Below are 12,436 nucleotides of genomic sequence, written 5' to 3'. Positions count from 1 at the left end.
AACTTTCCTTACCCCGTACGGAGAAGCTAGGGGCAGGCCAAGATCGAGTCAATACTCTTTACAATTTTGTTCAAAGGCAAAGAACTCCCCAAGGATCGCCCAGCCGGGTGTCACAATCGGGGGGCGACGGTTCAAGCTCGGAGCGGAGACCTCCGGTTTCTAGGGAACGTAGAACGAGAAAGGGCACCACAGTGCGGCGCACCGGCATAGTCCTCGCGGCGACGATGCTGGCCACGCTGACGCTCCTGGCCACCAAGGCGGGCGCCAAGTCCGGCAACGTCGCCGCCGTGGTCCGCGCCGGGGCGAACACGACAGTCACCGGCCCGCAGATCGCGCTGGCCCACGGCATGATCCAGGTGCGCGTCACCATCGCCGACGGACGCATCGCCGACGTGACGGCGCTCCAACTGCCCCACGACAACCCCGACTCGTGGAACACCTCAAGCCGCGCCGCCCCGATCCTGCGCTCCGAGGCGCTCGCGTCCCAGAGCGCCGACATCAACGTCGTCTCCGGCGCGACCTATACCTCCCGCGGCTACGCCCGCTCGCTCCAGGCCGCCCTCGACGCCGCCAACGGCAGGTAGCGGAAGGCGCTTCGCACTAAGACACCGATTCGAACGGCCAGGCGTGTGGCGGACGGGCGACCAGGTCCGCAGGCGGGTCGGGAAGCCGGAATGCGGCGGTCGACGGCTCAGTCGTCAGGTATCTAAGGAGCACGACGACGCGGTCGGCCGAGCGGAAGAGTTCCGCGCTCGTATCGGTCGGCAGCTTGGGCAGCACCTCGTCGCGGAGCCAGGCGATGATCCCGTCCGCGTCGCCCTTCGCCTCCCACATCAGGACGCGCATGGGTGAGACCGGCACCTCCTAGACCAGCACCTCGGTGACGAGCATCGACGAGTCGGCGGGGAGATCGAGCGGCGAGGGGTGCGCGCCGCGGGCGACCATTTCCGCTCCGAGGGCCGCGACCATGGCGCCGTTGTCCGTGCACAGCTTGGGCCGGGGGACGCGGACCCGGATGCCGACGGCCGTCGCGCGCTCCTCGGCGAGGGCGCGCAGCCGTGAGTTGGCCGCGACGCCGCCGCCGATGAGCAGGTGATCGACGCCGCTCTCCTTGCAGGCACGGATCGCCTTTCGGGTCAGCACGTCCACCACCGCCTCCTGGAAGGACGCCGCGACGTCCTTGACCGGGACGGGTTCGCCACTCCGCTCCCGGGCCTCGACCCACCGCGCGACGGCGGTCTTGAGGCCGGAGAAGGAGAAGTCGAGCGGCGGGTCGTGGGGGCCGGTGAGCCCGCGCGGGAAGGCGATCGCGTCCTTGTCCCCGGGCGCTTCCTGCGTTCCGTCCGCCACGAGGCCGCGGGCGGCGCGGTCGATGAGCGGGCCGCCGGGGAAGCCGAGGCCCAGAACCCGCGCCACCTTGTCGAAGGCCTCGCCGGCCGCGTCGTCCACGGTGCTTCCCAGGGGCCTGATGTCCGAGGTCACATCGGGCACCAGCAGGAGGGACGAATGCCCTCCGGAGACGAGCAGCGCCAGGCACGGCTCCGGCAGCGGACCGTGCTCGAGCTGGTCCACGGCGACGTGCGCGGCCAGGTGGTTCACGCCGTAGATCGGCTTGTCGAGGGCGAGCGCGTACGCCTTGGCCGCCGCGACGCCGACGAGCAGGGCGCCGGCCAGTCCGGGCCCCGCGGTGACCGCGATGGCGTCGATGTCGGCGAGCGTCATGCCGGCGGCTTCCAGGGCGCGGTGCACGGTGGGCACCATCGCCTCCAAGTGCGCGCGCGAGGCGACCTCGGGCACCACGCCGCCGAAGCGCGCGTGCTCGTCCACGCTCGTGGCGACAGCGTCCGCGAGCAATTCAGTGCCGCGCACGATGCCGACCCCGGTCTCGTCGCACGAGGTCTCGAAGCCGAGGACGACGGGGAGGTCGGTCTCAGGCATGGGTGTCTCCGTCTCGATCGGGGCCGAAGCGTTCGATGATCCCCGAGGCCCGCATCACCAGGGCGTCCACGTTCGCCGGCTGGTAGTAGCCACGCCGCAGTCCGACCTGGGCGAAGCCGAATCTCCGGTACAGCTCCTGCGCCCGCAGGTTGTCCTCGCGCACCTCGAGCACCACGTCGTCGCAGCCGCGCCGAGCAGCCTCGGTCAGCAGCTCGGTCAGCAGCGTCGTGCCGAGGCCCGCGCCCTGCCGGGCCGGATCGACCGCGATGGTCTGCACCTCGGCCTCGCCCAGGCCGGCCAGCAGGCCCGCATAACCGATGATCCGCGGCCCTTCGCGGTCTGGGTGCACCGCGTCCGGGCCGTGCTCCTCGACCACGAGGTAGTAGCGCGTGGCGGTCTCGGCGAGTTCCGACCAGAACATGCCCACCGACCATGCATCCTCGGAGAAGGTGCGGTGTTCGAGCACGGTCACGGCCGGGATGTCCCACCACCGCATCGGGCGCAGCTCGGTCCGCAGACTCTTCTGCGCGTCGGGCCCGCTCACCGGAGCGCCGGCTGGCTCACCGGCTTACGGGCGCCCGGCTCGACGGCGTCCGGGCGGCGCAGGTAGAGCGGCTGCGGTGGGAGAAGTTCGCGGCCTTCGACGAGCGCGCGGACAGCGAGCAGGGAGAGGGCACGGGCGCTGGGGAGAAGGGGCTCGACGGCGTGCGGGAATGCCTCGGGGTACTTCGCCGGGCCTTCGCCGGCGACGGGGAGGTCGCGCACGTGCGGCGCGACGATGTGCGGCCAATCAACGGCGGGGTCGGTGACCCGGCGCGGGAACCCGTCGGGGCCGGACGCGTCGTAGCGGGCCCAGTAGACCTCGCGGCGGCGGGCGTCCGTGGCGACCGCGAACGGGCCGTCGTGGGGGACGTCTGCGGCGAGGATGTCGAGGGTGCATACGCCGTGAACGGCGATGCCGAGCGCGTCGCCGAGGGCTCTTGCCGTCACTAGGCCCACGCGCAGGCCTGTGAACGGTCCCGGGCCGACGCCGACGGCGACGCCCGACAGTTGAGCGAGGGTGCGTCCCGCCGCGCGCAGGACCTCGGCGATCCCGGGCGCGAGCAGCTCCCCGTGGCGCCGCGCGTCGACCTCCGTGTGTTCGGCGAGGAGGCCGGTCTCGTCGGCGAGCGCGACGGTCACGGCGGGGGTCGCGGTGTCGAAAGCCAAGAGGAGCACGGGAGCCATTATTGCCGCACCGCGCGGTCAATCCGGCATCGTTGCCCTCCGAAGCCGACTGGAGCGGTGGCGAAAGGTCGCGTGGCGGGGAACGTCATTCTCCCCGCCACGCGACCTACAGCCGCCATGAAGCCCCGGCCGACTCCGGAGGCACGTCGGACACTGCTGACCTCTGACCGGTGACCGATGGGGCGCTCTTGCGGCATGATGGCGCTCCGAAGGCTGCGGCAAGGGAGACAGACGGATGGGAACACGCGGCGCCGGGACGCGCGCGGCGACCTCGCGACGTGACGCGTCGCGGCCGCCTGTGCGCCGAAAGCAGTCGCGCGGCGCCACGTATTCGGTGGTCCTGATGACGGTCGTGGCGCTCTTCGGAGTCGCCGTCTTGGCCGCGCAGGCAGCGCGCGCCGCGCCCAGGGTGTCCGACGCGGCCAGCAAAGCGGGTTCGAAGTCCGCCGCGCAGACGTCGCCCATCACGTCGACGAGCCCTGCGGCGGGCGGGTCGGCCGTGAACCCGAACGCGCTGCCGGCGAACTCGGGGTCCGGAAACCGGGTCGTCTACTCCGAGAACGGTCAGCGGATCTGGCTGGTCGGCGGGGGCGGCGCCACGGTCGAGCGCACCTTCCAAGTCGTGCCGGGGACTGTCGCCGCGCCGACCGGCACCTATTCGGTCACCCGCAAGGAACCCGGCGCGACCGGTTCGGACGGCACGCCGGTGCAGTACGTCGTGCTGTTCGGGCAGCGGGTGGTATCCGGTGAGAGCACCACGTTCGGATTCGACGCGGTGGCCGACGTCACGGGCCTGCCGCCGAAGCCGACCTCGCGCACGGGCGGCGTCCGGATGGCCCAGCTCGACGCGCAGGCGCTGTTCAACTTCGTGTCGGTGGGCTCGAACATCACCGTGGTGAACTAAATGCGGTTCTGATTGGAAGCAGCCGTGAATTAGATATGGGTGTGAATGAATGCGGGCGCCAGCCCGGAGGCTGACGTGCGGTCAGAGTGTGCGCGCGGCGCCGTGAACCGTGATGACGATCGTGCGAGGGTCGGCGTCTACGTCGTCCGGCGACTGCGCCAGGGCCCGCTCGATCCGCACCTCGATCCGGTCGCCGGACAGCACCTCGGCCTTTCCCTCGCCCCACTCGACCACGGTCACCGAATCCTCGACCGAGGCGTCCAGGTCCAGGTCGTCGAGTTCCGCCAACGAGCCGAGCCGGTAGGCGTCCACGTGCACCAGCGGCGGCCCGCCGGCCAGGCTCGGGTGCACCCGCGCGATCACGAACGTCGGGGAGGTGATCGGGCCGCGCACGCCGAGCCCTTCGGCCAAGCCCTGGGTGAACGTGGTCTTCCCGGCTCCCAATTCGCCCGAGAGGATGACCAGATCGCCTCGCCGCAGCCGCTCGCCGAGCCATCGCCCGGTCTTGCGCGTCCTCTCCGCCGTCTGCGCCTGTACGGTCACCGGCCCGGTCTCGACGGCGGCTGGCTCGCTCAACGCGCTGCTCTCCTGGGGGCATCGTCGCGGTCCTCGCCGAGGCGCTCCTCGACGTTCTCCACCAGGGTACGCAACGCGCGGCCCACTTCGTCGGGGCGCTCGAGGATCACCAGGTGCCCCGCGTCCTCGACGGCCACGAAACGCGCGCTCGGGATCGCGTCCGCCAGCGCCCGGCTGTGCGAGCTCGGCAGCAGCATGTCCTTTCCCCCGGCCAGCACCAGCGTCGGCACCTTGTCGAAGACCGGCAGCGCGGCGAGCTTGTCGTGCGCGCGGAAGATCGGGAAGTAGTCCGCGATGACGTCTATCGGCGTCGACTGGATCATCTCCTGGACGAACCGGACCACGGACTCTGGGGCCTCGGAGCCGAAGGCGTAGCGCTTGGTCAGCACCAGGCCGAGATCGCCGCCGAACCGGCGGCCCCGCTCGACCAGGTCGCGCTGCTTGGACAGCAGCTCGAACACGCCCGGCACGGTCCGGTGGAAGACCTTCGCGCCCAGCCGCGGCAGCCCGAAGGCCAGCTCGGTGAACTCCCCGGCCGACGTGGCGAGCAGCGCCGCGCCGACGATGCGGTCGCCGAACAGCTCGGGATGCCGTTCGGCCAGCGCCATCATCGTCATGCCGCCCATCGAGTGCCCGATCAGGATCACCGGGCCGGTCGGGCAGGTGGCTTCGAGCACCGCGTAGAGGTCCTCGCCCAACACGTCGATGGACAGCTCGGTGCCGGGCTTGGGCCGGTCGGACCGGCCGTGGCCGCGCTGGTCCCAGAACACCATCCGGTACTCGCCGGAGAACTCGGCGCGCTGATAGTGCCAGGAGTCCTGGGGGAGACAGAACCCGTGGGTGAAAAGCAGCGTCGGGTGCTGCTCCGAGCGCGTGGCGGCGGGTTTGCGCATCGGGCGCGACGAGCGCCCGGCGCTCTTCCAGTCGATGCTGCGCGGCCGCCCGAAGGGATCGTCCACTTCGACGTAGAGCTCGACGCCGTCCGCGGCCATCACGCTCTGGGGCACGCCGCGCAGGGTGCCGAACGCCTCGCCCGGATCGTGGGTCTCGGCCATGCGTCGGACGGCGCGGCCGATCGTGTAGCGCTCGACCGCGATACCCACTGCCGCACCGGTTGCGATCACCCCGAGCGCGGCACCGACGATGCCCGCGCCACGCGGGATTCCGCGCCCTGACGCACCTTCAGACACGAGACTGTTCTTCCTTCCGTGCTGCCGGCGGATGGCCGCTCGGCTCTCCCCCTAGTTTGTTACCTCCCGGTAGCGTTTCATACGTGATTTCCCGGTCGATCACGCATGATTTCCCTGCCGAACAGTGGACATGACGATCCGTGGTCAGGAACGGTTCAGATACACCCGCGGAACGCGCGGCCCGATCCGGGTCACGATCTCGTAGGCGATCGTGCCGACCGCGTCCGCCCAGTCCTGCGCGGTGGGCTCGCCGCGGTCGCCGGGGCCGAACAGCACGACCTCGTCGCCGACGCCGGCCTCCTGCCCGCCGAGGTCGATGACGAACTGGTCCATCGCCACCCGTCCGGCGACGGTGTGGCACACGCCGTCGACCGAGACCGGCCCGCGGCCCGAGGCGGCACGTGGGATCCCGTCGGCGTATCCGGCGGGAACGAGGCCGAGCCTGGTGGGGCGCCGGGTGTGGTAGGTGTGGCCGTACGAGACGCCGTGGCCCTTCGGGACCTGCTTCACCAGGGCGAGGCGGCCGACGAGGGTCATCGCGGGGCGCAGTCCGAAGTCTGCCGCGCTGCCCTCTTCCGGGCTGGGCGAGACGCCGTAGGTCGCCAGGCCCGAGCGGATGAGGTCGAATTGGCAATCGGGGACGAGCAGCGCGCCCGGTGAGTTCGCCAGATGCCGCACCTCGGGACGCACGCCGGCGTTCTCCGCGTGGGCCAGCGCCTCCCGGAAGGCGGCGAGCTGTGACGCGACGGAGGGGTGGTGTGGCTCGTCGGCGCAGGCGAAGTGGGACCAGACGCCGGTGATGCTGATTAGCCCGTCCTCCTGCGCCTTAAGGGCGTCCTCGACGAGCAGGGGCCAGTCGGCGGGCTGAGCGCCGTTGCGGCCGAGCCCGGTGTCCACCTTGAGCTGGATGCGGGCCGGGCGGCCGAGCGCGCGCACCGCCTCGGTCACCTCGCGCAGCGCCCACAGCCCTGAAACGGAGACGTCGACGTCTGCCGCGACCAGGTCGGCGAAGGGGTCGCCGGGCGCGTGCAGCCACGTCAGCATCCGCTCCGTCAGCCCGGCCGCGCGCAGGGCCAATGCCTCTTCGGGCAGCGCGACTCCCAGCCAGGTCGCTCCGGCGGCGACCGCGGCCCGCGCGCACTCGACCATGCCGTGCCCGTAGGCGTCCGCCTTGACCACGGCCATGACGTCGGCCGAACCGGCGACATCGCGCATGCGGCCGATGTTCGCGCGGATCGCGCCGAGGTCGATCCGGGCTTCCAGGCGGGCTGGGCGTTGTGAACTCATTGCGTGAGATTGTGCCAGGCCAGCGGCAGTGCGGCCAGGAGATCACCGGCCGCGACCGGCCCGGTACGCTGCGCCAGACGACCGGCCGTGCCGTGCAGGTAGGCGCCGACGCTCGCGGCGTCCAGGGGGCGCAGCCCGGCGGCCAGCAGCCCGCCGATCAGGCCGGCCAGCACGTCGCCGCTGCCCGCGGTGGCGAGCGCGGGGGTGCCGGTGGGGTTGGCCCGCACCGTGGCGCCCCCGGGTTCGGCGATGAGCGTCGTCGTGCCCTTGAGCAGGACGGTCACGCCGAAGTCCGCGGCCAGACGGCGGACCGAATGCAGCCGGTGGGCCTCCACCTCGGCGCGCTCGGTGCCGAGCAGCCGCGCCGCCTCGCCCGCGTGCGGCGTCAGCACGATGCGTTCGGAGAGCTGCGGGCTGCGTGTATCGCCGCCGTCGCCGAGGTAAGCCAGCGCTCCGGCGTCAAGGACGGCGGGCAGGCCGCTCTCGATCACCTGCCAGGTGCGGTCGTTCTCGTCGTCGCCGTCGGCCGGGAAGCCGCTGCCGCAGACCCACGCCTGGACCCGGCCCGAGCTGTCCGGCATGGGGCCCTCAAGGAGCGCCTCCGGCCAGCGGTGCAGGATCTCGGAGCGCACGGCGGGCGGGCCGCTGTAGCGCACCGCGCCCGTGCCCGCGTGGACCGCCGCGCCGAAGGCGAGCACCCCGGCGCCCGGGTAGCGCTCGGAGCCGCAGGCGATCCCGACGACGCCGCGCCGGTACTTGTCGGTTTCGCGGTCCGCGACGGGCAGGAGCGCGGCGACGTCCTCCGCTTGGAGGGCCTCGACGGCGGGGTCCGGAGGCAGCGCGTCGAGGCCGATGTCCACGAACTCGACGACGCCCGCGCGCTCGGCCGCCGGGTCGATCAGCAGGCCGGGCTTGAAGGCGCCGAAGGTCACGGTGACGTCGGCCCGGATCGTGGGGCCGGCGACCTCGCCCGAATCGGCGTCGATCCCGCTCGGCAGATCCACGGCGAGGATCGGGGCGCTCGCCGCGGCCGCGGCGGCGGCGAGTTCGGCCGCGGCGCCGCGCAGGCCGCCTTTGCCGCCGATACCGAGCAGGCCGTCGATGACGAGGTCTGCGGCGGCGAGCACTTCAGAGCCGACGACCCGTCCGCCAGCGGCAAGCAGCGCGGCTAGACCGCGGCTGTGCGCGCGGTCCGGGTCGACGAGCACTGCGTCCACGTGTGCACCGCGGCGAGCGAGGAACGATCCGGCGTAGAGCGCGTCGCCGCCGTTGTCCCCAACCCCCACCAGGAGCGTGACACGGGACCCGTAGACACCCCCGGCCTCGCGCAGGATCTGCGCGGCGACGGTGGCCAGGCCCGCGGCGGCGCGCTGCATCAGAGCGCCGCCCGGCAGACGCTCCATCAGATCGGCTTCGGCGGCGCGGATCGCCTCGACACGGTAGGCGCGGCGCATCAGGACGCTCCCGACATCAAGATCACGACATCAAGATTCGGCGATGACGACCGCCGACGCGATGCCGCCGTCGTGGCTCATCGACAGGTGCCAGGAGTTCACGCCGAGCTGCGCGGCGCGGGCGGCGATGGAGCCGCTGACGCGCAGGACGGGGCGCCCGTCCGGCTCGCTGACCACCTCGGCGTCCTGCCAGTGCAGGTCGCTCGGCGCGCCGAGGGCCTTGGCCAGCGCCTCCTTCGCCGCGAAGCGGGCGGCGAGCGAGGCGGTGTGCAGCCCTCGCTCGGCCGGGGTGAACAGCCGGTCCAGCAACCCCGGGGTGCGTTCGAGCGAGGCCTGGAACCTGGCGACGTCCACCACGTCGATCCCCACTCCGATGATCACCGAGGCGTCCTTTCGGCTGTGGCGGTATGCCTGTCTTATTCGACTATTCGACGGTGACGGACTTCGCCAGGTTGCGCGGCTGGTCCACATCGAGGCCCTTGGCGTCGGCCATGGCGCAGGCGATCACCTGCAGCGGCACGGTCGCGACCACCGGCTGGAGCAGCGTCGGCAGCTCAGGCACCCGGATCAGCGTGTCCGCGAACGGTTCGACCGCCTCGTCCCCGTCCTGGGCGATCACGATCGTGCGCGCCCCGCGGGCTCGGATCTCCTGGATGTTCGACACGATCTTGTCGTGCAGCACCGGCCGGGACGGCGGCGGCACGACGACGACGACCGGAAGGTCCTTCTCGATCAGCGCGATCGGGCCGTGCTTCAGCTCCCCGGCCGCGAAGCCCTCGGCGTGTACGTAGGCCAGCTCCTTGAGCTTGAGCGCGCCCTCGAGCGCTACCGGGAACCCGACATGCCGTCCCAGGAACAGCACCCGGCTCTCGTCCTTAAGCGCCCGGCCGAGCTCGCGCACCGGCTCCATCCGGCTCAGCGTCTCGGCCACCTTCTCCGGTGTGGCGGCCAGCTGCGCCAGGTTGCCGCGGATCTCGTCCTCGTACATCTCGCCGCGCACCTGCGCCAGGTACAAGCCGACCAGGTAGCACGCGATCAGCTGGGTCAGGAACGCCTTCGTGGAGGCGACCGCGATCTCCGGTCCGCCGTGGGTGTAGACCACCGCGTCGGCCTCGCGCGGGATCGTCGCTCCGTTGGTGTTGCAGATGGCCAGCACTCGGCCGTGCTGCTCGGCGGCGTGCCGGATCGCCATCAGGGTGTCGGCGGTCTCGCCGCTCTGCGAGATCGCGATGACCAGGGTGTCGCGGGTCAGGATCGGGTCCCGGTAGCGGAACTCGGAGGCCAGCTCGACCTCGACCGGGATGCGGGTCCAGTGCTCGATGGCGTACTTGGCGATCATCCCGGCGTGGAACGCGGTGCCCGCGGCGATCACCACGATCTTGTCCACGCTGCGCAGCTCGTCCTCGCTCATCCGCATCTCGTCCAGGACCAGGCGGCCCTCCGCGGACAGCCGGCCGAGCAGGGTGTCCGCGATCGCCCGCGGCTGCTCGTCGATCTCCTTGAGCATGAACCAGGGGTAGCCGCCCTTCTCAGCGGCCTGCACGTCCCAGTCCACGTGGAAGCGCTTGCCCTCGGCCGGGGAGCCGTCGAACCCGGTGACGGTCACCCCGTCCCGCCGCACCTCGACCACCTGCGCCTGGCCCAGCTCGACGGCCTCGCGGGTATGGCCGATGAACCCGGCCACGTCGCTGCACAGGAACGCCTCGCCGTCGCCGAGGCCGACCACCAGCGGCGAGTTCAGCCGCGCGCCGACGACCACGTCCGGCTGGTCCGCGTGCACGGCCACGAGGGTGAACGCCCCGTCCAGGCGGCGGCACACCCGGCGCATCGCCTCGGCCAGGTCCCGGCCGGCGGGCTCGTACTCGGCGGCGAGCAGGTGCGCGGCCACCTCGGTGTCGGTCTCGCTGCGCAGTTCGACCCCGGCGGCCTGCAGCTCGGCCCGCAGCACCGCGAAGTTCTCCACGATCCCGTTGTGCACCACGGCGACGCGGTTGTCCGCGTCGAAGTGCGGGTGCGCATTCGCGTCGGTCGGGCCTCCGTGGGTGGCCCACCGGGTGTGGCCCAGGCCGATGGTCGCGGGCGGCAGCGGCCGCTCGGCCAGCTCCTTCTCCAGGTTCGCCAGCTTGCCGGCCTTCTTGCGGCCCGCCAGCTGGTGCTCCTGGCCGCCGGACCCCTGCCCACCTGAGCTGTGCAGCACCGCGACACCGGCGGAGTCATAGCCGCGGTACTCCAGCCGCCGTAGCCCTTCGAGCACGACGTCCAGCGCCGACTTACCGCCTACATAGCCCACGATTCCACACATGCAGGCCACCTTACCGGGATGTCGTCCGGGGCATCCCTGAGTCGGCCACCAGGGGCGGGTCATCCTTGCGACCGACGCCGCAGTGCACCAGCCGGGTCTACGGTGTCCGCGTGTCAGTCATCGAGACTCAGGCCCTCACGAAACGTTACCCGGGCGGCGTCACAGCGCTGTCCGACCTGACCCTCACCGTGGAACCCGGCGTGACCGGCTTGGTGGGGGCGAACGGCGCGGGCAAGTCCACGCTGATCAAGATCCTGCTCGGGCTGCTGGAGCCGACCTCCGGCACCGCGCGGGTGCTCGGCCACGACACCGCGACGGAAGGCGAGCTCATCCGGGCGCGGGTCGGCTACATGCCCGAGCACGACTGCCTGCCGCCCGACGTCACCGGCACCGAGTTCGTGACCCACCTGGGCCGGATGTCCGGGCTCCCGGCCACGGCGGCCAAGGAGCGGGCCGCCGAGTCCTTGCGCCATGTCGGGCTGCACGAGGAGCGGTACCGGCTGATCGGCACCTATTCGACCGGGATGAAGCAGCGGGTCAAGCTGGCCCAGACGCTGGTCGGTGACCCGCGGCTGCTGCTGCTCGACGAGCCGACCACCGGCCTCGACCCTGGCGGCCGGCGGGCGATGCTCGACCTGATCGCCAGGATCGGCGGGGAGTTCGGCATCTCCATCGTGGTCTCCTCGCACCTGCTGGGGGAGGTCGAGCGGATCTGTGACCACGTGGTGGCGCTGGAGCGCGGCGGGCTGCTGCGCGCCGACACGATGACCAGCTTCACCCGGGTCAGCCAGGTGCTCGCCGTCGAGGTCGACGAGGGCAGGCAGGAACTGGCGGCCGAGCTGTCCCGGCGCGGCCTCGCGTCCCAGCCGGATGAGCGGGCCCTGCTGGTCCGGCTCGAGGATGATGCCACGTACGACGTGATCCGCGACGTGATAGCCGAGCTGGGGCTGCCGCTGAACCGCCTCGAACAGCAGCGGCGGCGGGTCGAGGAGCTGTTCCGCGACGACCAGGCAGCCAGCCATGACCAGGCGCCCGGAGGTGCCGCATGAGCGGTGAGACCGCCATGAGCGGGGAGATCGCCGGGCACGGTGGCGTGATCCACGACCTCGGGTACCAGCACTACGACGGACCGCGGCTGGGCCGGGCGGCCATCATCAGGGCGCTGTACTGGCACAGCCTGCGGTCGGCGTTCGGCATCGGGCGCGGCGTGCGGGCGAAGATCGTGCCGATCCTCACCTTCGCCCTCATGTGCCTGCCCGCAGTGGCGAACGCTATCTCCGCGGCCCGCGGCGGAGGCCGCATAGTCCCGTACGACACCTACGTCTTCCGGCTGCGCGGGCTGGTTATGGTCATCTTCGTGGCGGCCCAGGCCCCGGAGCTCGTCTCACGCGACCTGCGCAGCCACGTCCTGCCGCTGTACTTCTGCCGCCCGATGCGGCGCCTGGACTACCCGCTGGCCAAGCTGGCGGCGTTCACCGTGGCCTGTCTCGCGCTGATCGAGATCCCGCTGCTGCTGCTCTACCTCGGCACCATCGTGAGCGCCGGCGGCGGCGCGGCC

General features: G+C 71.8%; 13 protein-coding genes and 1 pseudogene. 4 read left to right on the top strand and 10 right to left on the bottom strand.

What is annotated here, in order from left to right:
• Positions 1-191 precede the first annotated feature (191 nt).
• Entirely contained in the window at positions 192-584 is a 393-nt protein-coding gene (locus VGZ32_RS07620) for an FMN-binding protein (RefSeq protein ID WP_326885154.1), read from the top strand.
• A 16-nt stretch (positions 585-600) separates the two neighbouring features.
• Here VGZ32_RS07620 and VGZ32_RS07615 read toward each other — a convergent pair whose 3' ends face one another.
• The 4 genes from VGZ32_RS07615 to tsaB are packed head-to-tail and all read right to left on the bottom strand — an operon-like array spanning position 601 to position 3,156.
• Entirely contained in the window at positions 601-846 is a 246-nt protein-coding gene (locus VGZ32_RS07615) for a hypothetical protein (protein WP_326885153.1), read from the bottom strand.
• Positions 847-864: 18 nt separating this feature from the next.
• On the bottom strand, positions 865-1,938 hold the full coding sequence (gene tsaD / locus VGZ32_RS07610) for a tRNA (adenosine(37)-N6)-threonylcarbamoyltransferase complex transferase subunit TsaD (RefSeq protein WP_326885152.1): 1,074 nt from the start codon (positions 1,936-1,938) through the stop codon (positions 865-867).
• Positions 1,931-2,434, bottom strand: a complete 504-nt coding sequence (gene rimI / locus VGZ32_RS07605; RefSeq protein ID WP_414642502.1) for a ribosomal protein S18-alanine N-acetyltransferase — start codon at positions 2,432-2,434, stop codon at positions 1,931-1,933. Before rimI ends, tsaD begins: the two co-directional genes overlap by 8 nt.
• Positions 2,435-2,478: 44 nt before the next feature.
• The gene (gene tsaB / locus VGZ32_RS07600) at positions 2,479-3,156 is read right to left on the bottom strand and encodes a tRNA (adenosine(37)-N6)-threonylcarbamoyltransferase complex dimerization subunit type 1 TsaB (protein ID WP_326885150.1); all 678 of its coding nucleotides are present in this window, start codon (positions 3,154-3,156) and stop codon (positions 2,479-2,481) included.
• A 244-nt stretch (positions 3,157-3,400) separates the two neighbouring features.
• Here tsaB and VGZ32_RS07595 point away from each other — a divergent pair, with 244 nt between their 5' ends.
• Entirely contained in the window at positions 3,401-4,069 is a 669-nt protein-coding gene (locus VGZ32_RS07595; protein ID WP_326885149.1) for a hypothetical protein, read from the top strand.
• 81 nt (positions 4,070-4,150) lie between these two features.
• Here VGZ32_RS07595 and tsaE read toward each other — a convergent pair whose 3' ends face one another.
• The 6 genes from tsaE to glmS all read right to left on the bottom strand — a co-directional run bounded on the left by tsaE (position 4,151) and on the right by glmS (position 10,878).
• Positions 4,151-4,645 (bottom strand): tRNA (adenosine(37)-N6)-threonylcarbamoyltransferase complex ATPase subunit type 1 TsaE, encoded by a 495-nt coding sequence (gene tsaE, locus VGZ32_RS07590; protein WP_326885148.1) that lies wholly within the window; start codon positions 4,643-4,645, stop codon positions 4,151-4,153.
• Entirely contained in the window at positions 4,642-5,835 is a 1,194-nt protein-coding gene (locus VGZ32_RS07585) for an alpha/beta hydrolase (protein WP_326885147.1), read from the bottom strand. The genes tsaE and VGZ32_RS07585 overlap by 4 nt, the downstream gene beginning before the upstream one ends.
• Before the next feature lie 144 nt (positions 5,836-5,979).
• Entirely contained in the window at positions 5,980-7,122 is a 1,143-nt protein-coding gene (alr, locus tag VGZ32_RS07580; protein WP_326885146.1) for an alanine racemase, read from the bottom strand.
• Complete coding sequence (locus tag VGZ32_RS07575; RefSeq protein ID WP_326885145.1) at positions 7,119-8,576, bottom strand: NAD(P)H-hydrate dehydratase; 1,458 nt, start codon at positions 8,574-8,576, stop codon at positions 7,119-7,121. Before VGZ32_RS07575 ends, alr begins: the two co-directional genes overlap by 4 nt.
• Positions 8,577-8,606: 30 nt before the next feature.
• Positions 8,607-8,957 carry a holo-ACP synthase gene (locus tag VGZ32_RS07570; RefSeq protein WP_326885144.1) on the bottom strand — a complete coding sequence of 117 codons (351 nt, stop codon included), beginning with the start codon at positions 8,955-8,957 and terminating at the stop codon, positions 8,607-8,609.
• Between the two features lie 43 nt (positions 8,958-9,000).
• Positions 9,001-10,878, bottom strand: a complete 1,878-nt coding sequence (gene glmS, locus VGZ32_RS07565; RefSeq protein ID WP_326885143.1) for a glutamine--fructose-6-phosphate transaminase (isomerizing) — start codon at positions 10,876-10,878, stop codon at positions 9,001-9,003.
• Between the two features lie 110 nt (positions 10,879-10,988).
• On the opposite strand from glmS, the gene VGZ32_RS07560 reads away from it, so the two are divergent.
• Together VGZ32_RS07560 and VGZ32_RS07555 are read left to right on the top strand one after the other, a co-directional pair.
• On the top strand, positions 10,989-11,927 hold the full coding sequence (locus VGZ32_RS07560) for an ABC transporter ATP-binding protein (protein WP_326885142.1): 939 nt from the start codon (positions 10,989-10,991) through the stop codon (positions 11,925-11,927).
• A pseudogene (locus VGZ32_RS07555) lies at positions 11,924-12,436 on the top strand (ABC transporter permease); the annotation flags it as partial. The gene VGZ32_RS07560 and the pseudogene VGZ32_RS07555, both read left to right, overlap by 4 nt.

Source organism: Actinocrinis sp., assembly GCF_035938995.1.
GTDB lineage: Bacteria > Actinomycetota > Actinomycetes > Streptomycetales > Catenulisporaceae > DASZGI01.
This window is presented reverse-complemented; position numbering and strand designations above follow the sequence as displayed.

Bases quoted from the DNA above. Each gene is read 5' to 3' on its own strand.
- alr (WP_326885146.1), bottom strand. From the start codon at position 7,122: ATGAGTTCACAACGCCCAGCCCGCCTGGAAGCCCGGATCGACCTCGGC.
- tsaD (WP_326885152.1), bottom strand. From the start codon at position 1,938: ATGCCTGAGACCGACCTCCCCGTCGTCCTCGGCTTCGAGACCTCGTGC.
- VGZ32_RS07575 (WP_326885145.1), bottom strand. From the start codon at position 8,576: ATGCGCCGCGCCTACCGTGTCGAGGCGATCCGCGCCGCCGAAGCCGAT.
- VGZ32_RS07595 (WP_326885149.1), top strand. From the start codon at position 3,401: ATGGGAACACGCGGCGCCGGGACGCGCGCGGCGACCTCGCGACGTGAC.
- VGZ32_RS07615 (WP_326885153.1), bottom strand. From the start codon at position 846: ATGCGCGTCCTGATGTGGGAGGCGAAGGGCGACGCGGACGGGATCATC.
- glmS (WP_326885143.1), bottom strand. From the start codon at position 10,878: ATGTGTGGAATCGTGGGCTATGTAGGCGGTAAGTCGGCGCTGGACGTC.
- rimI (WP_414642502.1), bottom strand. From the start codon at position 2,434: ATGCGGTGGTGGGACATCCCGGCCGTGACCGTGCTCGAACACCGCACC.